We start from the raw sequence: 26,495 nt of genomic DNA on the forward strand, positions 1-26,495 counted from the left end.
AAAAAAGCCTCATCTAAGTTTGAGGCTTTTTTTTAATCACACAAACAACTATTATGCAACAATACATTAAAATCTTATGCTGCTTATTATGTATAAACATGAGCTTAGAAGCACAAGAAATATCATTAAAAGGGAAAGAACTTTTTGGTGATATTAAAGCACGTCATATAGGCCCTGCCTTAATGAGTGGAAGAATTATTGATCTAGAAGCACACCCTACTAACGCTAGAGTAATCTATGCCGGAACAGCTGGTGGTGGAGTATGGAGAACATCCAATGGAGGTGCAACATTTAATCCCATTTTTGACGAACACGCTCAATCCATTGGAGCTGTAGCCGTTGATCCAAACGATCCAGACAAAACTATATGGGTCGGGACCGGAGAAATATGGACAAGAAATAGTGTTTCTATTGGAGATGGACTTTATAAAACCACTAACGGAGGAGACACTTGGAATAAAATTGGTTTTGAAAAATCCGAGCGCATTAGTAGTATTGTGATCAATCCAAAAAACTCAAAAGAAGTTTATGTTGGTGTACTAGGAGCTTTATGGGGGGATAGTGATGAACGTGGTGTATACAAAACCACTGATGGCGGCGAGACTTGGAAAAAAATACTATATACCAATACATCTACAGGTATTTCTGATCTTTTAATGGATCCAAACGATCCGAATACTCTTTATGCTTCTATGTGGGAATTTAGAAGAACTGGATGGTCTTTTAACTCCGGAGGTGCTAACAGTGCATTATATAAATCCATAGATGGTGGAAAAAACTGGAATAAAATTCATTCAGGTTTTCCTGAAGGAAATTTAGGTAGAATTGGTATTGCAGTGGCTCCATCTAATACAAAAATATTATACGCAGCGATTGAAAGTGAAGATGATAAAAGTAAAGGGTTATATAGATCTGACGATGCTGGAAAAAATTGGAAGCAATTAAATAATGATTTTGAATTAGTAGTAAGACCATTTTATTTTTCTCGTCTTGTCGTTGACCCAAAAAACCCTGAAACTATTGTAAAAGGTGGTTTTCTTGGAGCTATTTCTAAAGATGGAGGAAAAACCTTTAAAAATCTTGGAAACATGCACGCTGATATTCATGATATTCTTTTTGATATCAATGATAGTGATAGAATGTATGCAGGAACAGATGGAGGAGTATACAGAAGTTGGGATGGTGGCGCAACTATGGAAATAGTAGAAAATCTTCCTGTATCACAATTTTATCAAATTAGTTTAGACAACGCAGAGCCATACAATATATATGGTGGATTACAAGATAATGGTTCTTGGTATGGTCCTTCCTCTTCTCCTGGAGGAATCGAAGCTAGAGATTGGAAAAGAATTGGTTATGGAGATGGCTTTAGAGTATTAAAGCACCCTACAAAACCTATTATATATTCTGAAATGCAAGGAGCTCAAAACGTATGGAGAATAAATACTGAGAAAAACACCACTAAAAATGTAGAACCAATACCTGATGGTGACGAAGAACTACGTTTTAATTGGAATGCTCCAATGGCTATTAGTGCTCACAAACCAGATCGTTTTTATATGGGGAGCCAATACCTTCATAAATCCGAAGATATGGGTAATAACTGGACAAAAATATCTCCAGACCTAACAACTAATGACCTTACTAAACAAGATAAAGAATCTGGAGGTCTTTCTAAAGATAAGTCAGGAGCAGAAACACACACAACCATTTTTACCATAGCCGAATCTCCAGTGAACGAAAATGTAATTTGGGTTGGAACTGATGATGGAAATGTACAAGTCACTACAGATGGTGGGAAAAACTGGACAAATACCGTTAGTAATATTCCTAATTTACCTGCCAACACTTGGGTATATCATATAGAAGCAAGTGTTCATAATGCAGGAACTGCATACGCAGTTTTTGATGGACATACTTCTGGAGACATGAATACATATGTATACAAAACATCCGATTATGGAAAAAACTGGAAATCTATTGCAACTGATGATATTATAGGTTTTGCCAGAAATATTCAAGAAGACTATGAACAAGAAGATTTATTGTTCGTAGGAACAGAATTTGGACTATTTGTTACTATTAATGGTGGCAAAAATTGGGCTAGATTCACTAATAATATGCCAGCAACTGCAGTACATTTTATAGATCTTCATAAAAAAACGAATGATCTTGTTTTAGGTACTCATGGAAGAGGTGTAATAATATTGGACGACATTTCTTCTTTACGTCAGATCAATCAAGAAGTATTGGCTAAAAATGTACATTTTTTCAACACTAAACCTGGAATTATAAAAGAAAATAATGGGTTTGGAGGAGGAAGCACAGAAACTCAGTTCGTAGGACAGAACCCAAGTAGCAATCTAAAAATTATGTACTATCTAAAAAAGAGACATACTTTTGGAAAAATGAGCATGGAAATTCAGGATCTAAATGGAAATAAAATCACTGATTTACCTCCAGGAAAAGCAAAAGGAATTAATATAGTTCGATGGAATTACAGAAGTATCTCTCCAAAATCTGCATCAGGTAAAACATTTTCAATAGGAGCTGCTCCAAGAGTTGCTGCTGGTAAATACAAGGTAGTACTCACAAAAGGTAAAAACACCTATGAACATACTATAGATGTTGAACAAGATAAAAATTCGGAAGTGACTGAAGCTGAAAGAAAATCGCAACGTAAAACTTCTAAAGAACTTTATGTTATGATAGAAGATTTAGCTTATTTAGTTCATGAAATTGATCAAACAGTAAAAAAAGCCAAATCAATTGAAGAAAAATCTTCAAAAATTGCGACACCTGTTATCAAAGAATTAACTGAATTAAAAGAGTCTTTGGTTATTACTACAGGAGATAATTATGTTCAAGAAGCAGAACCAGAATTGCGAGAAAAGATTTCTAATCTATATAATGCAGTAACAAATAATTTTGAAAAACCGTCAAGTGCTCAATTAAACAATCAAAAAACACTGAATGAGAAATTAAAAAAAGCAATTGTAGATTTTCAAAAGATAAAGGATAAAAGAATATCTAAACTTGTGAAATATCTAGAAAAAAATGAAATTGCGCCCATAGATATTAAATCAAAAGCAGAATTCCTTAAAAAATAAATTTCAAAAAAGTAAGGCTTCCATTTAGGAAGTCTTATTTTTTTTGAATAAAACCTAAACATTATTTCTATTCATAAGAAAATGTTCATAACTGGTTTAAAACTCTGGTAAGTGTTCTGAAATTTAGATGAAACAATTCTGTATTTTTAGTAAACACTCTTTATTATGGAAAACAGGGAATCAAATTTATTGGCTATACGGCCACAAATTTTAAATGCAAGAGTTTCTGAAAACATGTCAAATGACGAGCAATTTCAAAACAAAACAATTAGACCAATCATTAAATTACAAAATGAATTATTAATTGAAGTGTTTAGAAATTATATCAAAAAAAGAAAAAATACTTTTTTTGAGCTTTCTATAGAAAAACGACTATTATTTATTGAGAATGCTGTTCAAAAGGACATGAAATTCAGAAACAGTTTAAAAGGAATGATTATTGGACAATTTACAGTAGATGAGTATCTCATATACATTGAAAATTCGTCATCCCTAAACAAAAGAATGATGAATATCGTTAGAGAACGTTTACAAAGTAATATTCAATTATTAGACAAACCAATTACGACATATTAAGCAATATGTGTTATTCTAATAAAAAAAGCGGATCAAAATTTTGATCCGCTTTTTTTATTATTTAAAATACTTTAGTGAAGCCTAGTTTCCGCCTTCTAAAGCTTTTAATTTATTTTTCATATCATCCGCTTTAGGATCATCTAGTTGATAGAAAATCTGCATTAACGTACGAACAGCTTCTACATTATCAGGTTTTGATTGTAGAGCTCCTTCCAAATAAGGAACAGCTTCTCTATATAAATCTTGCTTTTGCTTTTTAAGAACATCAAATCTTTTATAATCTGCATTAGATCCACCAAGACTATTCATTTCTTCATTAAGAGCAGTTTCGCCACTTAAAATAATAGCAGCAATATTTATTTGAGCAGAAGAATAATCAGGCTTGATCTCTAAAGCTTTCTTATAATACGTAATTGCTTGTTCATTATCTCCTAATCGTGATGCACTTACACCTAAATTATATAACAAATTAGGATTCTCTGGATCGTTTGCAACTATTGCCTTCATTAACTCTTGGTATTTTTCTAAATTACCTAATTTGTAAAACATATTAGCCTCTTCTTGCATTAAAGCAGGATCATTAGGGTTTTGAGCCTTAGCAGATTCCATTGCCTTAATAGCCTCCTCATCTTTACCTTGAGCTATATAAATAAGAGCTATATTTTTAGTTATTTCTGCTTGTCTTGATTTCGTTTTAGAAACTTCTGGTTTGATATGCGTTCCTGCTTTTACAGAAAAATCTCTTAATTCTTTTGAATCAAATGGATCTACTTCTCCTGTCTCTTTATTAGTTGCCATAAAACGTTCCTCAACTCCTTTATAACCAACTTCAATTAATTCATTATAATACTTAAGTGCTGTATCATAATCCTTACCATTTACTGCATTAGAAGCAGCAAAATATAAATAAGACGTATCACTCTTTTTTGTCTTATACCCTAAATACAGTTTATCAGCAGCATCTTTATTCTTACCTGCTTTCTGATCCGCCACCGCTTGTTCTACTAAAGACTGGCGCAAAGTTTGTATTCCTGTATTAGCTTGAGTAGTATATTTTTTACTACCTGAAGCTTCTTCAATTTCTAATACTTTCGTATAAGCATTGGCTGCCTGCTCAATCTTATCTAAAGACTTATCGGATGATGCCGAAGAAACCTGTCCTTTTAGAAAATAATATTGTGCTTTCTGCTTATCATCTGCAGCTTCTAACTGCCCTTCAGCAGCTTTTAATGCATCACTGGCAACTTCTAGATCACCAGATTTTAATGCTTTTTTAGCCGCATTTAGTGCTTTCTTTTGTGAAAATCCAATAGCACTGATAGTTAAAAAAAATGCTACGACAAATTTAGTTTTCATTACTTTTGTTTTTACGGGATTCTTTTTATTCTTCTTCTTCTGTTTTATCAATAGTTGTGCCATCATTAGCATCACTATTATTTTGCAAAGATATATCAATTTCTTCAATATTTTCATCAATATCTTCAACATCGTCCTCTTCGTGCATAACTTTCGCTACAGCAGCAATAGAATCTTTACCTTTTAAATTGATAAGACGAACTCCTTGCGTTGCACGCCCCATAACCCTAAGATCTTCTACAGAAAGTCGTATAGCAATACCTGATTTATTTATAATCATCAGATCATCAGAGTCCGTAACATTTTTAATTGCTACTAATTCTCCAGTTTTATCCGTAACAGATATCGTTTTTACTCCTTTTCCTCCTCTATTAGTGATTCTGTAGTCTTCTAATTTAGAACGCTTTCCATATCCGTTTTCAGAAACAACTAAAATGTTACTTTCCATGTCATTTACAGCAACCATTCCAATTACCTCATCTTTATCATCAGCTAAGCGTATTCCTCTTACACCAGAAGCACCACGACCCATTGGTCTAGTTTTTTCTTCTTCGAAACGAATTGCTTTTCCGGATTTAACAGCTAACATAACTTGACTTTTACCATCAGTTAATTTAGCTTCTAATAGTTCATCATTATCCTTAATAGTAATAGCGTTAATACCATTTGTACGTGGTCTAGAATACTGTTCTAAAGAAGTCTTTTTTACCTGACCTTTTTTAGTTGCCATTATTACATAATGAGAATTAATATATTCCTCATCTTTTAAGTCCTGTGTACAAATAAATGCTTTTACTTTATCATCATTTTCTATATTGATAAGATTTTGTATTGCTCTACCTTTTGAAGTCTTACTTCCTTCTGGTATTTCGTATACTCTCATCCAGAAACATTTTCCTTTTTGAGTAAAAAACAGCATATACTGATGATTTGTACCAACAAATAAATGCTCTAAGAAGTCTTCATTACGAGTTGTACTTCCTTTCTGACCAACTCCTCCTCTATTCTGTTTTTTATACTCTGTTAGAGATGTCCTTTTAATATATCCTGCATGAGAAATAGTTATAACTACTTTCTCATTAGGAATCATATCCTCTATACTTAGATCACCACCGGCATATTCTATTTGAGAACGACGTGCATCACCATACTTATCTTTAACCTCAAGAAGTTCTTCTTTAATGATATCCATTCGACGATCCTTTTTATCAAGAATATCCTTAAGATCTTCAATTGTTTTCATTAACTCATCATACTCCGCTCTTAATTTATCTTGCTCCAGACCTGTTAGCTGACGTAGACGCATCTCTACAATCGCTTTTGCCTGAATTTCTGATAACTTAAATCTAGTAATAAGCTTTTCTCTAGCCTCTTCTGCATTAGAAGATGCTCTTATTAATTTAATTACTTCATCAATATTATCTGATGCTATAATTAATCCTTCTAGAATATGTGCTCTTTCTTCTGCCTTTCTTAATTCATATCTCGTTCTTCGCACGACAACTTCATGTCTATGCTCTACAAAATGATGAATCATTTCTTTTACGTTCAACAACTGAGGTCTTCCTTTTACCAGTGCGATATTATTAACACTAAAAGAAGATTGTAATGCTGTATACTTATAAAGAAGATTAAGAACAATATTAGGTATCGCATCTCTTTTTAAAATATAAACGATACGCATTCCTTTTCTATCAGACTCATCTCTAATAGTTGAGATACCGTCTATTTTCTTATCATTTACAAGATCGGCAGTTTTCTTAATCATATCTGCCTTATTCACCTGATAAGGAATTTCAGATACAATAATACACTCTCTTCCATTAACCTCTTCAAAACTAGCTTTGGCACGCATTACTATTCTACCTCTACCTGTTTTAAAAGCTTCTCTTACACCATCATAACCATAAATTATACCTCCTGTAGGAAAATCAGGAGCCTTAATATGCTGTATAAGTTCATCTATTTCAATATCATTATTATTGATATATTCAATAGTTCCATCTACAACTTCGCTTAAATTATGAGGAGGCATGTTAGTTGCCATACCTACAGCAATACCTGATGCTCCATTAATTAACAATCCCGGAACCCTACTTGGTAATACTGTTGGTTCCTGTAGTGTATCATCAAAATTAAATGTATGATCTACAGTATCTTTTTCGATATCAGCAAGCATATCTTCCGAAATCTTACGCATTCTTGCTTCTGTATATCGCATTGCTGCTGGACTATCTCCATCTACAGAACCAAAGTTACCTTGACCATCAACCAACATATAACGTAAACTCCACTCTTGAGCCATACGTACCATAGTATCATATACGGAAGTATCACCATGTGGGTGATATTTTCCAAGAACTTCTCCTACAATTCTCGCTGATTTCTTATGAGCACTACTAGCTTTAACGCCTAACTCATACATACCATATAGAACTCTCCTATGCACTGGCTTAAGACCATCTCTAACATCAGGAAGTGCACGTGATACAATCACCGACATCGAATAATCGATGTACGCAGACTTCATTTCATCCTCTATATTGATAGGTATTAGCTTTTCTCCTTCTGCCATAAAAATTATTTTATTCTAAAATTGATTTTATTTAACGCGCTAATTTAAGTAAATTAAGACGGTTTTAACAGGCAATACCCTTCCTAATATACGTAATTTATTAACAACTTAAACGACCAATTTGGTTAATAAGTCTATAAATATAGATTTTGATTATTAATGCATTTTTTGTCTATTTACTCAAAAATCTGAATACCCAAGATTATATTTACTAAATTTCGAGGGAGATTTTAATTTTATTTTTAGACTTACTGAAAATATGACATTAAGGGCTATTATGTCAGCTTTCCTGTTAATGATGGTTAAAAGGAATAGTTTTTGTCAGTTTAATTTTAAAAAATTACTATATTTAGTAATAAAGAAATACAGAAAAAGAAAGAAACTAATTATATGGATGATAATTTTTCACCAAGAGTCAAAGATGTAATTGCATACAGTAAAGAAGAAGCACTTCGTTTAGGGCACGACTTTATTGGTACAGAACATCTTATGTTGGGACTATTACGTGATGGAAGTGGAAAAGCAATTAGTATACTTGATGCGTTAGATATTGATTTAACAAATTTGAGAAGAAAAGTTGAAATTCTCAGCCCCGCAAATCCTAATGTAGCGGTTGCTACAAATGAAAAAAAGAATTTACACCTAACTAGACAAGCAGAAAGAGCCCTTAAAACAACTTTTTTAGAAGCAAAATTGTTTCAGAGCTCCTCTATTAATACTGCACATCTATTACTGTGCATTTTACGTAACGAAAACGATCCAACTACCAAACTTTTAAACAAGCTTAAGGTAGATTATGATAATGTTAAAGATCAATTTAAATTTATGATTGCTAACGAAGAAGAATTTATAGAAAACCCAAAAGCCGAATCATTTTCTGATGATGATGATATGGCTGGAGACACTTCAAAAGAGAATCCATTTAATTCTCCAACTGGTGGTGCTAAAACTAACAAAAAATCTAAGACTCCTGTATTAGACAATTTCGGAAGAGATTTAACTGCAATGGCAGAAGAAGGGAAACTAGACCCAGTTGTTGGAAGAACAAAAGAAATAGAACGTGTTTCTCAAATATTAAGTAGAAGAAAGAAAAACAATCCTCTACTAATTGGAGAACCTGGAGTTGGAAAATCTGCTATAGCGGAAGGTTTAGCTCTAAGAATCGTTAAAAGAAAAGTTTCTAGGATTTTATTTGACAAAAGAGTTGTTACTTTAGATCTAGCTAGTTTAGTAGCTGGAACAAAATACAGAGGACAATTCGAGGAACGAATGAAAGCTGTAATGAATGAGTTAGAAAAGAATGATGATATTATTCTTTTCATTGATGAAATTCATACCATTGTAGGTGCCGGTGGAGCAACTGGTAGTTTAGATGCCTCTAACATGTTTAAACCTGCCTTAGCTAGAGGTGAAATTCAATGTATTGGTGCTACTACATTAGATGAGTACAGACAATATATTGAAAAAGATGGTGCATTAGAAAGACGTTTTCAAAAGGTTATAGTTGAACCAACTAACATTGAGGAAACTATAGAAATCCTAAACAACATCAAAGAAAAATATGAAGAACATCATAATGTAAGTTATACTGATGAAGCAATTCAAGCATGTGTAAAGCTTACCAATAGATATATGACTGATCGGTTTTTACCGGACAAAGCCATAGATGCTTTGGATGAAGCTGGATCTAGAGTTCATATTACAAATATTGATGTTCCTAAGAAAATCTTGGATTTAGAGAAAAAGCTTGAAGAAGTACGGGAGTTAAAAAATAGCGTAGTCAAAAAGCAGAAATATGAAGAAGCTGCTAAATTAAGAGATGATGAAAAAAATCTTGAAAAAGAATTAAGTCAAGCTCAAGAGCAATGGGAAAAAGATTCTAAACTACATAAAGAAACTGTAGACGAAGAAAATGTTGCTGATGTAGTTTCTATGATGACAGGAATCCCGGTTAATAGAATCGCTCAAACCGAAAGCAATAAACTTGCCGAACTACCAAATCTTATAAAAGGCAAAGTCATCGGTCAAGACGAAGCTGTATCTAAGGTAGTTAAAGCAATACAACGTAATAGAGCAGGGCTTAAAGATCCTAATAAACCTATTGGATCCTTTATATTTCTAGGCCAAACTGGTGTTGGAAAAACGCAATTAGCCAAGGTACTCGCAAAAGAACTTTTTGACAGTGAAGATACGCTAATACGTATTGACATGAGTGAATATATGGAAAAGTTTGCGGTCTCTAGATTAATAGGAGCACCTCCAGGATATGTGGGTTATGAAGAAGGTGGACAACTTACCGAAAAAGTAAGAAGAAAACCGTACGCTGTTATTCTATTAGATGAAATTGAAAAAGCACATCCTGACGTATTCAACATGATGCTCCAAGTATTAGATGACGGATACCTAACAGATAGCCTTGGTCGAAAAATTGATTTCAGAAATGCGATCATTATAATGACTTCTAATATTGGTGCACGTAAACTAAAAGATTTTGGACAAGGTGTTGGTTTTGGGACTAGTGCCAAGAAGACTCAATCAGATAGTTACGCCAAAGGAGTTATTGAGAATGCTTTAAAGAAAGCTTTTGCTCCAGAATTCCTGAATAGAGTTGATGATGTTATTGTATTCAACGCGCTTGAACGTGAGGATATCCATAAAATTATTGACATAGAATTAGAAAAACTTTACGGAAGAATTAAAGGTCTTGGATATGATCTATCTCTAAGTGAAAAAGCTAAGGATTATATTACGGAAAAAGGATTTGACAAACAATATGGAGCAAGACCATTAAAAAGAGCTATTCAAAAATATATTGAAGACGCTTTAGCTGAGGAAATTATTAGCGCTCAGCTACAAGAAGGAGACAGTATATTTATGGATCTTGATGATGATTCCAATGAATTGACTATAAAAATAAAGAAAGCTGAAGAGTCGACAGAATCTTAGGTTACAATTAAAAATTATTTATAAAAAAACTCTGGTATAATAGATATATCAGAGTTTTTTTTATGAATAATTACAACATAGCTAACTAACTTCTATCAAACAAAATCAATTAAAAAACCAGCACGTTCTTAAGGAGATACAAGAAGTTCACCTGAAGAACAAATTAGAAACAAAATGACAAGGGAAAAATCCCAAATAAAATTAAAAAACACTTACTTTTTAATTTCTGAAAATATATATTTGCTCTACCTAAAAAATACCCCAAAATGATTACTTCCTATTTATTGGATTTTGGTCTTATAGAAATATTCGAAGACTATATAAAGGTTACTATAAACGAAGGCGTAACAGTATCACCAGAGCACAACGATGTTCTTTTAGAAATGGTAGAAAAACACTATAAGAATAAAGCTTTCTTATACTTAACACATCGAATCAATTCTTATTCAGTAAATCCTACCATATACTTAGAAACTGCTAAAATTGAAAACTTAATCGGTTTCGCAGTTGTGTCAGATAACCCCATTCAAATAAAACAAACAAAACTTGAAAAAGCCTTCTTCAGTAAAGAGCTTAGACGTTTTGATGATATAGAATCTGCGCTACAATGGAAAAATGAATTACTAGATAAATACGAAAAATCATTTTACTAAAATTTCCCCGAAGATACATTGGGTAGTTAAATTTTAATTTTTAAAAACAATACTTTTATTGTAACTTAATGGAAAATTAACCATACTTAAATAATAGTATCGTTTTACCTAAAATGTCAAAACACTATGATTTAGGTTTCGCTTTGGTGGAAATCCGGGAAGATTATTTAAAAAACACCATTTCAGAAGGGTTTTTAGTTATGCCAAGACATAACAAACTACTATTGGAATTTGTAACAAAATACTTCAAGGATAAACCGTTTGTGTATATTTCTAACAGAGTTAACACATACGCAGTTGACCCCACAGTTTACCATGAAACTACCAAGATAGATACCCTTGTTGGTATTGCAGTGGTATCTAAAAATCATAGACAAAAAAAATTAACAGAACTCGAAAGTAAATTTTTCGAAAAGAAACTGAAGTATTTCTCCAGTATCGACAATGCTTTAGAGTGGAAAAATGAAATATTAAAAAAGGAATAAATTTTATTAAATACTTTTATCCTTGTTAAACCCAACATCTAAACTCCCCCAATGATTAGATCATATAATTTAGATTTTTGTAAACTGGATATTTATCATAACTACATGATTGCGGTTATGAATGAAGGAATAGTGGTATGTACTTTAAAAAATTCAATCCTCATTAAAATAGCAGAGAAACATTTTAAAAAAACACCTTTTGTTTATATAACCCATAGAGTTCATTCCTATGCTGTAGACCCTATTATTTATATAAAAACTGCCGAAGTCACCAATCTTATGGGGTTTGCAGTTGTATCCAATGATCCAAAACAAAAGACACTAACTAGTTACGAAAAGTCTTTTTTTAAAAAAGATTTTAAACAATTTGAAAATTTAGAATCTGCACTAACTTGGAAAGATGAAATTCTAGGACAAAAAAAAGAAGATCTACTATTAATAGACCAACAAAAAAAGAGCACCAATTAAAACAATTGATGCTCTTTTTAACATAAAACTTTTTTCTACTTTGCAATATTAACTGCCCTAGTCTCTCTGATCACAGTAATTTTTACTTGACCAGGATATGTCATATCTGTTTGTATTTTTTGAGAAATTTCAAATGATAAACTAGCCGCTCTTTCGTCATTCACTTTCTCACTTTCAACAATAACTCTTAGCTCTCTACCAGCTTGAATAGCATATGCTTTTTTAACTCCATTAAATCCAAACGCTATATCTTCTAAATCTTTCAGTCTTTGTATATAAGAATCTAAAACCTGACGACGCGCTCCAGGCCTTGCTCCGCTAATTGCATCACAAACCTGAACTATTGGAGAAATAAGTGCATTCATTTCTATTTCATCATGGTGTGCCCCTATTGCATTACACACATCTGGTTTCTCTCCATACTTCTCTGCCCACTGCATTCCTAAAATAGCATGTGGAACTTCTGTTTCCGTATCTGGAACTTTACCTATATCATGTAACAACCCAGCCCTTTTAGCTAATTTAGGGTTTAGACCTAACTCAGAAGCCATTACTCCACATAGTTTGGCAACCTCTCTTGAATGTTGTAAAAGATTTTGACCATAAGAAGAACGATACTTCATTCTACCCACCGTTTTAATCAGTTCTGGATGCAACCCATGAATACCGAGATCAATAACGGTTCTTTTACCGACTTCTATAATCTCTTCATCAATTTGTTTTCTAGTCTTCTTTACTATTTCCTCAATACGTGCCGGATGTATTCTACCATCCGTTACTAATTTATGAAGTGAAAGACGTGCTACTTCTCGTCTTACAGAATCAAAACAAGATAATATAATAGCTTCTGGAGTATCATCTACTATGATTTCTACACCTGTAGCAGCTTCTATTGCTCTAATATTTCTTCCTTCTCGTCCAATAATTCGACCTTTTACATCATCACTCTCAATATTAAATACAGAAACACAATTTTCTACAGCTTCCTCTGTTCCAATTCGTTGAATAGTATTTATTATTACTTTTTTAGCCTCTTGTTGTGCAGTAAGCTTAGCTTCTTCAATAGTATCCTGAATCAGAGCCATAGAATCAGTTTTTGCTTGCTCTTTTAAAGACTCTACAAGTTGATCCTTAGCTTCTTCTGCAGACAATCCAGATATCACTTCTAATTGCTGCACCTGACTTTTATGAAGTTTCTTCAATTCACTTTGCTTCTTTTCAAGGTAATCATTACGATGATTATAATCCTTAACCTTCTGGTCCAATTCGGCATTAAGCTTCTTACCTTTAGATAATTCATTAGAAACCTGGGATTCTTTATCCCTTGTTCTTTTTTCTGCCTCAGCCATCTTTTTATCTCGAGACAGAATCACTTTTTCGTGCTCAGATTTTAATTCGATAAACTTTTCTTTAGCCTGAAGTATTTTATCTTTCTTAATTGTCTCTCCTTCACTCTTTGCCTCTCTTATAATACTTTGAGAAGTTTTCTTAGCGCTTTTGATAATTTCTGAAGCTTTATTGCGCTCTAATACCTTAGCAATGACAAAGCCAATCACTAATCCCGCAACTGCCGCAATAATCAAAAATATAATATTATCCATAATCCTAGTTAGTGTTTATATATAAAAAAAGCCTGCACTAGTTTGGGTTTTGTATAAACTCTGTAAAAACAGGTTTAGGGCTAACAAGCTGATCAAGGATCCGTGACACTGAAAAATCAGCACGGCTTGCTTTTACAACTTAAACTCACCCTTTTTAAAATAATTCTTGTTGAGTTTATCAAAAAATAATAACTAGTGCAGGCAGTAACCTTATTTATTTTAATGAACGTCTAAGATAGATGATCTTGTAACAAATCATTTAAAGCACCTAATCTGCCCAAAACATTTATTTCATCACTATCTTTATCTATAACCTTTTGTTCTACTTGTGCAGCAAACTGTAAAGCGCACATCGCCAATACATCTTGCTTATCTCTCACCGCATAACTTTGCTCAAACTGTTTAATCATGGCCTCAATCTTTTTAGCTGCCTTACGTAACCCCTCTTCTTGATCAGGATTTATCGTTAATGGATATACTCTATCCGCAACCGAAAGTTTGATTTTTAATTTATCCGCCATAGTATTAATTACTCTGATAACTGCGCTATACACACATCTATCTCCCTTATTAAGGCATTTATCTTGAGCTTGGTTTCCCTTTTGTATTTATCACTGCCCAGCATCGCATTTGCATTTTTGAGTGCACTGAATTTCTCTTCCCATTGTTTTAATTGATCAACTTGGAGTTCAGAATTTTCCTCTAAATTCTTTATCTTTCCCTTCAGATCGGCATTTTGCTGCTTAAGTAAATCATACTTATGAAGCAACTTACTTATCCTATTCTCAAGAGAATCAACAATTTCAATTAAATCACTCATTATAATTTTACGCAATACTTCGTTACACAAAGTTAACATACCAATTGAAAAAACCCAATAGTTTTTAAACTAATTTTATAGCAACAATATCTAGTCAATCAAGTAATTCGTTTATAGCCTTTTAGTTTTTAATTAAACATCATTTTAATTTTAATGTCTAAATATTTACATTTACCTTCTATGCGAGTTATTATATTATTTTTAATCTTCAATTTTACGATTGGATATTGCCAAAAAGACATTCCAACTGATTATTTCATCAACCCTCTAGACATCCCACTTGCTGTTTCGGGTACTTATGGAGAACTAAGATCTAATCACTTTCACTCTGGTTTAGATTTAAAAACTGAAGGTCAAGAGGGATTAAAAGTATATGCTGCAGCAACGGGAAATGTTACCAGAATAAAGATTTCTCATTTTGGATACGGAAAAGCTATTTATATAGCGCATCCTAATGGATATACTACAGTGTATGCACACTTACAAAAATTCTCCCCAGAAATAGAAGCTTACATAAAAAAAAGACAGTACGCTAAAGAATCCTATGAAATAGAACTTTTTCCTAAAGCAGGTACACTATCTGTAAAAAAAGGTGATGTGCTGGCATTTAGTGGAAATACTGGTGGTAGTGGTGGACCACATTTGCATTTTGAAATAAGAGATGCTAAAGCAAGACCTATGAACCCAATGTCCTTTGGTATTGACATAAAAGATACCAAAAAACCAACAATCAATGGTGTATGGGTTTACAGTTTAGACGACACTTCGCACTCCAATGGAAACCAACAACCAACTAAATTAAGGTTAATACCTATGGATAATGGTGATTTTAAGGCTGAAGGAATAAAAGCTTTAGGAAAAATAGGGATTGGTGTCTCTACAATAGATCAACAAAATCTAGCTGCCAATAAAAATGGAGTTTATAAGATAACAACAGAATTAAATGGGCAAGAAAACTTTTCCATGGAAATGAAACGGTTTTCTTTTTCTGAAACTCGTTATATCAATCGCTTAATTGATTATAAGCACTACAAAAAGAATCGAAGTAGAATAACCAAACTTTTTATTGAAAAAAACAATCCACTTTCCATCTATAAAAATGTAACAAATAAAGGTTTTTTTACTATTGAAGATAGCTTATCATACACATTAAAAGTCTTCGTTAAAGATTTCAAAAACAATACAACAGAAATTAGCATTCCGGTAAAAGGAGAACAGATAGATCACATCACCAAAGAAGAGATTATCAAAACTCCTCATCTTGTGAAACCAACAGAAAATTTTACGTATAACTCTGGGATTTTTGACCTATATATTCCAAAAGGTAGTTTGTACGAAAAAGCGTATTTAGATATTGAGACTAACGGCGATACCATAAAAATTCATGAAGATGAAATTCCATTACATAAAAATATGACTATTGTTTTTGATGTCACCAATTATAGTCCAGCTGATAAGAAGAAATTATATATTGGAAGATTAGGATACAACAACAAACATTACCACGTTAGAACAAACAAAAAAAATAATCGTTTTTCTACTAGAACTAGAACATTAGGTAGCTACTCCTTATTTACAGATCTAGAAAAACCAACAATCGTTCCTATAAATGTGGCCAATAAAAAATGGATGTCTAAAGCGAATTTTTTAAAAATTAAAATTGATGATACCGATTCTGGTATCAAAAGTTACAGAGCTACCATTAACGGAAAGTTCATTTTAATGGAATACGATTACAAAACAGGAATGCTTATTTATAATTTTGAAGATAAAATAATTTCAGAAACAGAAAATAAATTTAAACTTATTGTGTTAGATAAAGTAGGAAATAATACTACATTTGAAACAATATTCTTTAGAAAACCATAAACAGATATACTCTTTGAAAAATCTCCTCTTTATTTTTGTTTTTTTTCTAGTCTCTTTTAATCAATATATATTAGCACAAGACGCAATTGTTAAGGGTGTGGTTTTGGACGAATCCAACCAACCAATATCTGGTGCCAATGTATCTTTTGAAAATTCTGGAACTAGAACAGACAAAAACGGTGTATACATCTTAAACATACCCTCTAATCAAGATATTACCATTAAAATAAGTCACGTAGGGCTAAAGGACATTACGTTTACTATAAACCTAAAAGAAAATCAGACTTACGAGTTAAATCCAATATTAAAAACAGATATTGAACAAATTAGTGAGGTGGTTATTTCCGGTCGAGAACGAAAAATAGTAGAAGGTATTACTACTTTAGATCCAGAGACCATACGCATCACCCCTTCTGCTAATGCAGGAGTTGAAGGCTTACTAAAAACCTTACCAGGAGTAAGTTCTAATAATGAATTGAGTACTCAATATGCTGTAAGAGGAGGAAATTTTGATGAAAACCTAGTATATGTTAATGAGATAGAAGTATACAGACCTTTTTTGATACGATCTGGACAGCAAGAAGGTTTAAGTTTTGTAAATACCGATTTGGTTAGAAATGTAGATTTCTCTGCAGGAGGTTTTCAAGCAAAATATGGAGATAAACTTTCTTCTGTATTAGATATCACCTATCGCAGACCAACACGGTTTGACTTATCAGCTAATCTAAGTTTATTGGGTGGTAGCATATCTGCAGGAGGAATTACAAAAGATAAAAAATTCGCTGGAGTCGTTGGAGTAAGATATCGAGACAATAGTCTACTCGTAGATGCTAGACAAACGGAAACCAATTTTAGACCAAGATTTGCGGATGTTCAGACATATCTTTCATATAATTTTTCTAAAAAGTTTGAGCTTGGTTTTTTAGGTAATATTGCAATAAACAGATATGATTACGAACCACTAACACGTCAAACTAATTTTGGACCTATCACAGACCCTATTGCCTTAACGGTTTTTTATGACGGGCAAGAAGAAGATCGTTATGAAACATATTTTGGTGCTTTAAAAGGAACATATAGGGCAAATGACAATTTAACTTTAAAATTAATTGGTTCCGCTTATCACACCCAAGAGCAAGAACACTTTGATATTTTTGCAGCATATTTCTTAGGTTCTGTCAACACTGATATTGGTGGAGAGGACCTAGGCGAAGTAGAATTTAGCGAAGGTGTTGGCTCACAATTAACACACGCAAGAAATGACCTTGATGCTTTAATTTTCAACCTAGAACATAAAGGAACCTATACTGCCGATGAACATCAGTTTGATTGGGGAATAAAATACACTTCTGAAGATATCAGAGATCGAATTCAGGAATATGAAGTTATTGATTCGGCAGGTTTTTCAATTCGTCCTCCTGGGACTTTTGTAAATGATCAACCCTACAATCCTAATGCTAGCCCTATAGTCCCTTTTACGAGTGTAAGAGCAACTAATATGGTAAATATCGATAGATTTTCTGGATTTGTTCAATATAGCTTAAGAACAAACATAAAAGAGCATGAAATCTGGGCAAATGTTGGTGTAAGAGCACATAATTGGAATATCTCTGGGGATGGTATAAGTAGTTCTTCTCAAACAGTATTTAGCCCAAGAGCACAAGTTGCCATTAAACCAGACTGGAAATCAGACATGATATTTCGTCTTTCTGGAGGATGGTATCATCAACCACCTTTTTATAGAGAATTAAGAGATCTTCAAGGAACTGTTCAACCTAATGTAAAAGCGCAACAATCTATACATATTGTTGCTGGAAATGATTATAGTTTTAATATTTGGGATCGTCCTTTTAAGCTTACTACAGAATTATACTATAAAAAACTTACTGATGTAAATTCATATACCATCGAAAATGTTAGAATTAGATATCGTGCTAATAATAACGCAGAGGCATATGCTGCAGGATTTGATCTTAGGTTAAATGGAGAATTTGTTCCTGGAACTGAAAGTTGGTTTAGTTTAGGTCTTCTAAAGACGGAAGAAAATCTTGACAATAGAGGATATATTGATCGACCAACGGATCAGAGAGTAAAAATAGGAGCTTTATTTCAGGATTATGTACCAACAATTCCTAACCTAAAAATGTACCTTAATTTAGTATACCAAACTGGTGTACCTGGCGGGTCTCCTTCTAATGCAGATCCATATGAATTTCAGACTAGATTGCGAGATTACAGAAGGGCTGATTTAGGAATCTCATATATAGTTGTGGATCAAAAAATAAGACGTAAAGAAGGGAGTTTCTTTAATAAATTTAGAGAATTGAATGTCGGATTCGAAATTTTCAATCTTTTTGACAACCTTAACTCTATTACCAATACTTTTGTAAGAGATGCAGCTTCTCAGCGTCAATTTGCTATTCCTAACTTTTTAACCCAAAGGGTTTTCAATGTAAGATTAGGGATGAAGTTTTAAAACAAATTTTACAACAATTCTCGAATAAAATGAATACAACATTAATAGCAAGTATATTTTTACTTTTTTCTAATTACTTTTTGACCGCTCAAACATTCGAAATTGGTTATAAAGAATATTATTCATTAGCTGGACATGGATTAGATATCGTAAGAGAAGAAATTAATAACAGTAAGAAAAAAATCACCCCGGACTTCATATTGCGTTATAGAGATGGAGAATCTATTTATATCAAAACAGAAGATTTACCATTATATGATAAACTAAATGTTTCTGATCACAACAAAGATTCAAAATTAGAAAGAGTTTCTTCAAGATATAAAAACCATAAAACAAGAGAACTGCTATTGGACTACAAAAATTACAGGGGGTTATTATACGGAAAAGATATTCTAGTAAAAGATTCTTTACCTAATTATAAATGGAAGTTATCAGAAAAAACACAAAACATTTTTGGTTTTAATTGTAAATCAGCTGAGACGATTAACGAATATGGAAAAAAGGTTTTAGTTTGGTTCACCAATGAAGTTCCAATCAAAGCAGGCCCTAGAAGTTACTGGGGGCTTCCAGGTCTTATTGTTCAGGTAGAGATTGGTAACCAATTATTAATATTCACAACTTATACTAATCAGCTTAATACCAAACCACCAATTCGTAAACCATCTCAAGAAAATATTCTAAATAAAGAAGATTTTATATTATTAAAAGAAAAACTAGAACGTCCGAGAACAGTAAAACTTAAAGACGGCAGAGAAGTAATTATCAATAAAGAAAACTAACAAAAGAATAATTTTAGATGATTTTTTTTAACAAAAATTTAAGCAAACCACACAGTAACATTTAGGGAATATTCTGCATTGTTAAACAAAAAAAGAACTCCCAATGCATTTAAAATATGGGGATTATAGTAATTTTATTAAAAACTTTATTCACGTAAAAGTTATTAAAAAACAATAGTTTTAAGGTTATTAGTAAAACTTCTCAGAAATCAATTAATAGTGGTAGTAACAGAAATTCTTGTGAAGAAGCAACCTCTTTAGATGGTAAATTATACTTATGTATTGGTTGGGTGCCTCAATGGAATATTTGTGCCCCAGGATCTCCTTTATTGTAGTTTAAAACAAAAAAGGAACGTAATACTACGCTCCTTTTTCATATTTAATATTATTAACTTTCCAAAAACTCTTTCAGTACACTAATCACATAATCCACTTCTTCTTTTGTATTATATCTGGAAAAAGAGAATCTAACGGAAGGTTTCTGCATATCCTCTTCAGAAAGTATTTCGGCAAGTACATGTGATCCTTTTCCACTACCACTCTGGCAAGCACTACCTTTAGAACAAGCTATTCCTTTAATATCTAACTGAAACAACAAAATACCGGCTTTTTCTTGTGATATAGGTAAACAAACATTAATGAGGGTATAAGTACTATGAGCTAAATCACAACAATTAGCATTAAACTTAACTCCTTTTATCTGATCCTTTAATTGATCTACAAAGTATTGTTTTAGATCAGAAATATATGCTTTCTCTTCATCCATATGTGCATACGCTAATCTCAAAGCCTCATCCATTCCTGCTATGTTATGCACTCCTTCTGTTCCACCGCGATAGCCACGCTCCTGCTCTCCTCCATAAATCAATGGTTTAAGCCCTGAATTCTTTTTAATATATGCAAAACCAACTCCTTTAGGACCATGAAATTTATGCGCGCTTACTGCAGTAAAATCTACCTGAAGATCACCTAGATTTACATCTAAATGCCCAATAGATTGTACCATATCACTATGAAAAAGCGCTTCGTGTTCCTTACATAAACCACCTACTCTATTAATATCTAAAATTGTTCCAACCTCATTGTTCACATGCATCAAACTAACTAATGTTTTTTCAGAAGCATTAGACAATAAGCTCTCCAAGTGTTTATAATCTATTGATCCATCAGACGTAATATCTACGTAACTAACTGCAATCTCAGCATGTGCTTGTATCTCTTGAACAGTATGCAAAACTGCATGATGTTCAATCTTAGAAGTAATAATATGTTTTACATTTAAATCTCTTACCGCACTGTTCAAAGCAAGATTATCCGCTTCTGTTCCTCCAGAAGTAAATATAATTTCAGAAGCTTTCACTCCTAAATATTTAGCTATATTCTTACGAGCCTGCTCAATATGATTTTTTGCAGACCTACCAAATCCGTGAGTAGAAGAAGGGTTACCATAATCTTCTCTTAATACAGTAGTCATTTTATCAATTACTTCTGAACGCAACTGTGTAGTTGCTGCACTATCGAAATAAACCTTTTGCATTAAATATAAAAATTTAGTTGATGATTGGCGAAAAAATACAATAATCACAGTAACAGAGTACTCATTTTATTATATCCTTATTATAACAACGCAAATCTAATTCAAATAAAATTATTTTCCACACCGAGCGTTATAATCTTTCAATTCCATTATTTTTGTCGAAACGTACAAAAATAATATTAGAATGAACATTTATAAATTTCATTCGTCTTTATAAAAAAGAAAAACTTTTAATACGTTATTGTTTCTATAACGAAACGTTACTTTGTTATTAATTTTCAAAATGCAAACAGTGAAAAAGCTTTTATATATTTTTACCTTTCTAGTATTAGCTTCTTGTGATGATGGTGATATTATTGTAACAAGTTTTGAATTTGACGATGTTGATCTTCAACTTTGTGAAGGAGCTACAACCAATGAGTTTGTTTTCTTTAAGATCAATACTTCTATCAATGAATCTATATCCTATAACTTTATTGATGCTACATATTCTGAAACTACTGAAACTGAAAACCCTATTATTATTGATCTAGAAGACACTGATAATGGTTTAATATACAGGAAATTTAATAATACGATTACTTCGGATTATTATTGTAGTAATATTCCTGATAGTAACATTATAGTAACAGAAGAACTTTTAAGCGTAAGTGGTCAAGCCACTATCATCAATCAAATTGTTAGTGAAGATGATAATGACGGACTAGAATCTACCGAAGAGTCCCCGGACGGAATTGACCCAGAAGCAGATCCAGATGGCGATGGTGTTCCTAATTATCTGGATGATGATGGCGACAATAACGCCATTGGAAATGAAGATCAAACTCCTGATGATTTAGGGATTGAGGACGGGTATGACACTGATGGAGATCAAATCGCAAATTTTAAAGATCAAGATGATGATAATGACAACGTGTTAACGAGTGTAGAGTTAATTAATAGTGACCCTAATGATGAAAGTTTTCTAGACACTGATAATGATGGAACACCAAACTATCTTGATACTGATGATGATAATGATGGTATTAACACACTAGATGAAGATGTGGATGGTAATGGAAACCCCAGAGATGACGATACTGACAGAGATGGAACTCCGAATTATTTAGATCCAGATGACGATAATGATGGTATTTTGACTCGTGATGAAGTTAGTGGCGCAAATGACGACCCATTGAATGAAGATACTGATGGTGATGGAATCCCAAATTATCTCGATGCCGATAATCCTGATAACGACGAAGCAAATACCAACGTGGATAACCCATCTATTCTTGACAATACGGTTATTACTATTTTTAGAACTACATTATCAATAGATAATCTTATTCTAAATGAAGTTAATGACCAATTTACTAACGATGAATTCTCTTTTGGTTTTAGAGATGAAACCATCTCTATAACCACTCCAAAAAATGAAGATTAGAATGATGATAAAAAGACTATATTTTTTATTTTTTTCACTGCTATTAATCGGTTGCAGCGAAGGTGATCTAATAGAAGTTTCTGTTGATGATTTAACTGGCGATCTAGAAAATTGTTCTAATGAAAATGACAATACTTTTGTGTTTTTTGTAATTGATCAAGGTATAAATAGATCTTTATCTCTAAACTTTACAGATACTAGTTTTGAAATTAATCCTACAGCCGTTTCTGAGATATCATTAGATGAAGCTACAGTAATTACACTAAATACTACTAACAATCAGTTTATATATAGAGAATTTAACACTTCTATTGACGGAGATGAATATTTTTGTAATAGTATTCCTGTAAGTGGCATTACTGTAACACAAGAGCTAATAAGTTCTAATGGAACTGCAGAAATCAGTTATGAAGAACTTACTACTTCTGCTACAGAGACAACATACTCTCGAACAGTAACACTAAAAGATATCACCTTAGAGGGAAATGGAATTGCTATAAGAAAACAATCTTTAACACTAGGTTTAGACAATGTCATAATACCAAACTAGGGTTAATTTCTTGGATTTTGAATGATATATATTTCCATAGCACCTAACCCGTATTTCTTATAATCCGCATCAGAAATACGTATATTATCATATCTACCAAATAAATATTGTAGTTCTTCTTTTAGCACTCCTTGTCCTACTCCATGAATAAATACAACACTAGGAATACGTTTGTTTATAGCAAAATCTAATTGTCTTTTTGCTGTATCCAACTGTAGGGTAACCATATCATGGTTAGACAATCCTTTTGTAGACTTTACTAGTTTATGAATATGAAGATCTACTTCCATCGAAGGAACACTTCTTTCTTTAGGTTTTAAGATCTTTTTTTTAGATTTCTTTTTAAAAATCTCTTTTTGCTGAAGATTCTTTTGCACTTCTTCATAAGATGGAACGATCAAATTATCGGATTCTTCTTTAACCAATTCATTTACTGAAAACATCATATCAAATCCATCATTAGATTCTATAGTAACCTCATTTCCTTCAACTGAAATAACTTTGCCTGATATCGGTTCATCCAACACTGAAACTACATCTCCAACTTTTATCATATCCTTCTATTCCTTTTCATTTATTTCTTGATTTTCAGTAGTATTTTCTGGAAACCTAGATGTAACTTTTGCATTAATTAAAAACACTCCACTCATCAAACAAATGATACCACCGGCTTGTAGATAATAATTCTTTTTTGCAGAAGCTATTTCACTTATTAAAAGAAACGCTCCTATTAAAATTAAAAGAAAACTTATAATCTTTTTCAATTTCAATTTATTCATAACGCAAAAGTATCAAATATTAGTTTTTTTCTAAACATTAATTTCTGGAATACTCAAATTGTGTATATTGTACCTCGTAAATTTATCGAATACCCCATTTTACATTTTTTTATTACAAATTAATTACTAATTAAGTTTATTTATATGGAAGCTAATCAACCAAGACCTAACAATCACCTTGCCTTAGCAATTATCTCTACAATTTTATGTTGTCTAATCACAGGTATTGTAAGTATTATTTATTCAACTCAAGTAAATTCCAAATATGATGCAGGAGATTATGAAGGGGCTGTTGCCGCCTCAAAAAATGCTAAATTATGGGGACTTATAGGGATTATAGGTGGAGTTCTAATTTGGGTTGTAATGTTTTTAGTATATGGAGTAGCATTATTTAGTGTTCTAGGTGCTAATGGAAATTTCTAAAAAAACAAATTACAAATATTTAAAATATGGGTACTTACTAGCGTTAGTACCTATATTTTTTTTAATAAGATATTACTACTTAAATGATCCTGGCTCTAGTGCTGGTGAAGGTTTTTTTCCCAGTTGTCCTTTCCATTCTCTAACAGGGTACCACTGTCCCGGTTGTGGCAGTCAAAGAGCAATTCATGATTTATTAAATGGTAGAATCTTACATGCTTTACAACATAATTTATTATTTGTAATATTAGCCATAGTTTTATTTATAAAACTATATAACTATACAGCTAAACGATTTTTAAATAAAAAAGTCGAAGATTGGACTTATAACAAATACTTCACATATATCATTCTTATTTCTATTATTTCCTATTGGATATTGCGTAATGTTAGTAGTGCACCTTTTTGTCATCTAGCTCCATAAAAAAAGAGCAGAAAACTTGTTCCTACTCTTTTTATTATTTTAATTCAATCAAAAAAGTTTTACTCAAACTCTTTTAACGTTTTTGTTATAATTGCCACGCATTCTAGCAATTGTTCTTTTGTCATTACTAATGGTGGAGCAAATCTTATGATATTACCATGAGTTGGTTTTGCTATTAATCCGTTTTCTTTTAAAGCTACACAAATATTCCATGCTGTTTCACTCTCTTCATCATCATTGATTACAATTGCGTTTAACAATCCTTTACCACGAACAAGATTTACTATACTCGATGTTTTGATATACTCATTCATTTCTGATCTGAATAATTCACCAAGTTCAAAAGCATTTTCTGCAAGCTTTTCATCTCTTACTACTTCTAAAGCAGCAACAGCAACCGCTGCAGCAACAGGATTTCCTCCAAAAGTACTTCCGTGATTACCTGGTTTGATTACTTCCATAATATGATCATCAGCTAAAACACCAGAAACCGGATATGCTCCACCACTAAGTGCTTTACCAAGTATTAAGACATCAGGTTTAACATTTGGTGTACCTGAACAGTTTTTATCACTACAAGAACAATTACCGCAAGTAGCTAACAACCTACCTGTTCTAGCTATACCAGTTTGTACTTCGTCTGCAATAAAAAGTACATTGTATTTTTCGCATAAACCTTTAGCCTTTGACAAATAGTCTTCAGAAGGTACATAAACTCCAGCTTCTCCTTGTATTGGTTCTACTAAGAAACCTGCAACATTCTTATTATTTTCTAACGCTTGTTCTAATGCTTTTAAGTTATCATACTCAATTTTGATGAAACCAGATGTATAAGGTCCAAAGTTTTTACGTGCTACTGGATCATTAGAAAATGAAATAATCGTTGTAGTTCTACCGTGAAAATTGTTTTCGCAAACAATTATTTGAGCTTCATTTTCTGAAATACCTTTCTTCTCATATGCCCATTTTCTACAAATTTTCAAAGCGGTCTCCACAGCTTCTGCACCTGTATTCATAGGCAACAGCTTATCGAAACCAAAAAATTCAGAAGCAAATTTCTCATACTCTCCTAGCTTATCATTATAAAATGCACGAGAAGTTAATGTCAATGTCTGAGCTTGTTCCATCATAGCTCCTACTATCTTAGGGTGACAATGCCCTTGATTTACCGCAGAATATGCACTTAGGAAATCATAATACTTCTTTCCTTCTACATCCCAAACATATACTCCTTCTCCTTTGTTTAAAACTACTGGTAAAGGGTGGTAGTTATGAGCTCCATACTTGTTTTCTAAATCGATTGCTTGTTGAGAAGTTAATTTTTCTAAAACAGCCATTTTTAATAATTTAAATTGATAAAATAACCATTCCTTCTATACCTTTATCCTTTCGAAAAGACTCGAAAATTCAGCGTGGGAGAGAAATCATCCCTAAGAGAGTCGCAAATTACTAAATCTTTATTTATTATTTAATTTTAAGGCTTGGAATAGATTCTATTTTTAATTATTCAAAATAATATTGCTATTAATTGAAGAATTTACAATCTAGAAGTCTTTAGAATAATGGACATGGAAATATCAATTTGGTTCATTTTTTTTATTCTTTTCATAAGATATATTGAATATTTAATAAGTATATAGTTTCT

22 protein-coding genes and 1 other RNA gene are annotated in these 26,495 nt (G+C 32.3%); 13 read left to right on the top strand and 10 right to left on the bottom strand.

Features of this window, described 5'->3' with window-relative positions; all coding sequences use genetic code 11:
• Positions 1–98: 98 nt before the first annotated feature.
• A complete protein-coding gene (locus D1815_RS08000) occupies positions 99–3,110 on the top strand; it encodes a hypothetical protein (RefSeq protein ID WP_240337549.1) in 3,012 nt (1,003 codons plus the stop codon).
• Positions 3,111–3,275: 165 nt separating this feature from the next.
• Entirely contained in the window at positions 3,276–3,686 is a 411-nt protein-coding gene (locus D1815_RS08005) for a hypothetical protein (RefSeq protein WP_027392920.1), read from the top strand.
• Between the two features lie 81 nt (positions 3,687–3,767).
• Here D1815_RS08005 and D1815_RS08010 read toward each other — a convergent pair whose 3' ends face one another.
• A complete protein-coding gene (locus D1815_RS08010) occupies positions 3,768–5,042 on the bottom strand; it encodes a tetratricopeptide repeat protein (RefSeq protein ID WP_118389922.1) in 1,275 nt (424 codons plus the stop codon).
• A 25-nt stretch (positions 5,043–5,067) separates the two neighbouring features.
• Complete coding sequence (gene gyrA / locus D1815_RS08015; RefSeq protein ID WP_027392922.1) at positions 5,068–7,617, bottom strand: DNA gyrase subunit A; 2,550 nt, start codon at positions 7,615–7,617, stop codon at positions 5,068–5,070.
• Between the two features lie 390 nt (positions 7,618–8,007).
• On the opposite strand from gyrA, the gene D1815_RS08020 reads away from it, so the two are divergent.
• The 4 genes from D1815_RS08020 (at position 8,008) to D1815_RS08035 (ending at position 12,169) form a co-directional block, all read left to right on the top strand.
• Positions 8,008–10,563 (top strand): ATP-dependent Clp protease ATP-binding subunit, encoded by a 2,556-nt coding sequence (locus tag D1815_RS08020; RefSeq protein WP_118386565.1) that lies wholly within the window; start codon positions 8,008–8,010, stop codon positions 10,561–10,563.
• Positions 10,564–10,829: 266 nt separating this feature from the next.
• The gene (locus D1815_RS08025; RefSeq protein WP_027392924.1) at positions 10,830–11,216 is read left to right on the top strand and encodes an STAS/SEC14 domain-containing protein; all 387 of its coding nucleotides are present in this window, start codon (positions 10,830–10,832) and stop codon (positions 11,214–11,216) included.
• Positions 11,217–11,329: 113 nt separating this feature from the next.
• Positions 11,330–11,701, top strand: coding sequence for an STAS/SEC14 domain-containing protein (locus D1815_RS08030; RefSeq protein ID WP_027392925.1), 372 nt, complete (start codon positions 11,330–11,332; stop codon positions 11,699–11,701).
• Between the two features lie 51 nt (positions 11,702–11,752).
• Positions 11,753–12,169: a hypothetical protein gene (locus D1815_RS08035; RefSeq protein WP_147404297.1), complete on the top strand. Its 417-nt coding sequence runs from the start codon at positions 11,753–11,755 to the stop codon at positions 12,167–12,169.
• Between the two features lie 35 nt (positions 12,170–12,204).
• On the opposite strand, the gene rny is transcribed toward D1815_RS08035, so the two are convergent.
• The 4 genes from rny to D1815_RS08055 all read right to left on the bottom strand — a co-directional run bounded on the left by rny (position 12,205) and on the right by D1815_RS08055 (position 14,590).
• Positions 12,205–13,770, bottom strand: a complete 1,566-nt coding sequence (gene rny, locus D1815_RS08040) for a ribonuclease Y (RefSeq protein WP_027392926.1) — start codon at positions 13,768–13,770, stop codon at positions 12,205–12,207.
• A gap of 55 nt (positions 13,771–13,825) precedes the next feature.
• A non-coding RNA gene (gene ssrS / locus D1815_RS08045) (6S RNA) lies at positions 13,826–13,945 on the bottom strand.
• 55 nt (positions 13,946–14,000) lie between these two features.
• Entirely contained in the window at positions 14,001–14,291 is a 291-nt protein-coding gene (locus tag D1815_RS08050) for a cell division protein ZapA (RefSeq protein ID WP_027392927.1), read from the bottom strand.
• Positions 14,292–14,299: 8 nt separating this feature from the next.
• Entirely contained in the window at positions 14,300–14,590 is a 291-nt protein-coding gene (locus tag D1815_RS08055; RefSeq protein ID WP_027392928.1) for a hypothetical protein, read from the bottom strand.
• Between the two features lie 153 nt (positions 14,591–14,743).
• Here D1815_RS08055 and D1815_RS08060 point away from each other — a divergent pair, with 153 nt between their 5' ends.
• From D1815_RS08060 to D1815_RS08070, 3 genes are read left to right on the top strand one after another with little or no spacing between them, the layout of a single operon-like run.
• Entirely contained in the window at positions 14,744–16,459 is a 1,716-nt protein-coding gene (locus D1815_RS08060) for a M23 family metallopeptidase (RefSeq protein WP_240337550.1), read from the top strand.
• 13 nt (positions 16,460–16,472) lie between these two features.
• Positions 16,473–18,935 carry a TonB-dependent receptor gene (locus tag D1815_RS08065; RefSeq protein WP_118389924.1) on the top strand — a complete coding sequence of 821 codons (2,463 nt, stop codon included), beginning with the start codon at positions 16,473–16,475 and terminating at the stop codon, positions 18,933–18,935.
• Positions 18,936–18,964: 29 nt separating this feature from the next.
• Positions 18,965–19,714: a GLPGLI family protein gene (locus tag D1815_RS08070; protein WP_118386566.1), complete on the top strand. Its 750-nt coding sequence runs from the start codon at positions 18,965–18,967 to the stop codon at positions 19,712–19,714.
• A gap of 388 nt (positions 19,715–20,102) precedes the next feature.
• Here the strand turns inward: D1815_RS08070 and D1815_RS08075 are convergent, their stop codons facing one another.
• Entirely contained in the window at positions 20,103–21,251 is a 1,149-nt protein-coding gene (locus tag D1815_RS08075) for a cysteine desulfurase family protein (RefSeq protein ID WP_027392931.1), read from the bottom strand.
• A 292-nt stretch (positions 21,252–21,543) separates the two neighbouring features.
• Here D1815_RS08075 and D1815_RS08080 point away from each other — a divergent pair, with 292 nt between their 5' ends.
• Together D1815_RS08080 and D1815_RS08085 are read left to right on the top strand one after the other, a co-directional pair.
• The gene (locus tag D1815_RS08080) at positions 21,544–22,677 is read left to right on the top strand and encodes a hypothetical protein (RefSeq protein ID WP_147404339.1); all 1,134 of its coding nucleotides are present in this window, start codon (positions 21,544–21,546) and stop codon (positions 22,675–22,677) included.
• Positions 22,667–23,227, top strand: a complete 561-nt coding sequence (locus tag D1815_RS08085; protein WP_027392933.1) for a hypothetical protein — start codon at positions 22,667–22,669, stop codon at positions 23,225–23,227. Before D1815_RS08080 ends, D1815_RS08085 begins: the two co-directional genes overlap by 11 nt.
• Positions 23,228–23,229: 2 nt before the next feature.
• Here the strand turns inward: D1815_RS08085 and D1815_RS08090 are convergent, their stop codons facing one another.
• Together D1815_RS08090 and D1815_RS08095 are read right to left on the bottom strand one after the other, a co-directional pair.
• Entirely contained in the window at positions 23,230–23,781 is a 552-nt protein-coding gene (locus D1815_RS08090) for a Smr/MutS family protein (protein ID WP_118386568.1), read from the bottom strand.
• A 6-nt stretch (positions 23,782–23,787) separates the two neighbouring features.
• Positions 23,788–23,991 (bottom strand): hypothetical protein, encoded by a 204-nt coding sequence (locus D1815_RS08095; RefSeq protein ID WP_158594485.1) that lies wholly within the window; start codon positions 23,989–23,991, stop codon positions 23,788–23,790.
• A 159-nt stretch (positions 23,992–24,150) separates the two neighbouring features.
• On the opposite strand from D1815_RS08095, the gene D1815_RS08100 reads away from it, so the two are divergent.
• Together D1815_RS08100 and D1815_RS24090 are read left to right on the top strand one after the other, a co-directional pair.
• Complete coding sequence (locus D1815_RS08100; protein WP_027392936.1) at positions 24,151–24,429, top strand: CD225/dispanin family protein; 279 nt, start codon at positions 24,151–24,153, stop codon at positions 24,427–24,429.
• Entirely contained in the window at positions 24,416–24,850 is a 435-nt protein-coding gene (locus D1815_RS24090) for a DUF2752 domain-containing protein (RefSeq protein WP_035085146.1), read from the top strand. Before D1815_RS08100 ends, D1815_RS24090 begins: the two co-directional genes overlap by 14 nt.
• Positions 24,851–24,909: 59 nt before the next feature.
• On the opposite strand, the gene rocD is transcribed toward D1815_RS24090, so the two are convergent.
• Entirely contained in the window at positions 24,910–26,187 is a 1,278-nt protein-coding gene (rocD, locus tag D1815_RS08110; protein WP_118386570.1) for an ornithine--oxo-acid transaminase, read from the bottom strand.
• Positions 26,188–26,495: the final 308 nt, after the last annotated feature.

The sequence above is a fragment of the Aquimarina sp. AD1 genome (assembly GCF_003443695.1).
In the GTDB taxonomy this organism is placed as follows: Bacteria; Bacteroidota; Bacteroidia; order Flavobacteriales; family Flavobacteriaceae; genus Aquimarina; species Aquimarina latercula.